Origin of the sequence: Prevotella sp. PTAC (assembly GCF_013166535.1) — a bacterium.
Taxonomy (GTDB): domain Bacteria; phylum Bacteroidota; class Bacteroidia; order Bacteroidales; family Bacteroidaceae; genus Prevotella.
Map to the genome: position 1 here is coordinate 1 of NZ_JABKKK010000032.1, position 880 is coordinate 880.

Sequence of the window (880 nt, forward strand, 5' to 3'; positions counted from 1 at the left end):
CTTCATCATTTTGCATGATTCCCAATCATTTCAAATAGCTCAATGCGAAGATAATATTATTTTGAGAATTAACCAAATTCTGATAATCAAAATCATACAAATTCAGTGAATTATGGGCTATGGTTGCTGAAATTTATACTTCAATCCATATTCTTCCAGTTTGTTGTACAGCGTCGTACGTCCTATTCCGAGCAGTTCGGCGGCAACCTTGCGGTTCCCGTTCGCCTGCTTCAACGCGCGTAAGACACGCTCCTTGTCTTCCGCATCGCTGCGCAGGGCGAAGCTGACGGGTGAGGTCGCCCTCGTCACGGCAAGTTCCAGATGCTCTTTCGTGACAAGACCCGTCTGTGCCTGCAACACCGCGCCCATGATTTTCTGCCGAAGCTCGCGGACATTGCCCGGCCACGCATGGGTCAGCAATGTCTTGCGGGCTTCCCCGTCAAAGCCGATGACATCGCATTCCAGTTCCCGGTTCGCAATTTCACGGAAGAACTCAGCCAGCGGCATGACGTCCTCCTGACAGTCGCGCAACGGCGGGACGGTTATCTCGAAGTCATGCAGACGGTACAACAAGTCCTGCCGGAAACGCTTTTCATGGACCGCCTTCTCCAGATCCTCGTTGGTGGCGGCGATGATGCGGACATTGAAACTACGGTCAGACTTGTCGCCAACCGGGCGGTATCGCCGCTCCTGTATGGCGCGCAGAAGCATTTGCTGGGTTTCCGGTGCGAGGTTGCCCACCTCGTCCAAAAACAGCGTGCCGCCTTCGGCTTCATGGAAATACCCTTTCTTGGCACTGTCCGCACCGGTGAACGCCCCTCTGACGTGTCCGAAGAATGCCGACGGTGCAAGCTCTTTGGTGAGTGAACCGCAGTCCACA

The 880-nt window shown here is 53.8% G+C and carries 1 protein-coding gene; it reads right to left on the reverse strand.

The window, feature by feature from the left end; genetic code table 11:
- Positions 1-117 precede the first annotated feature (117 nt).
- Positions 118-880: sigma 54-interacting transcriptional regulator (locus tag HPS53_RS12470; protein ID WP_172206530.1), on the reverse strand; the 763-nt coding region annotated here is incomplete at its 5' end.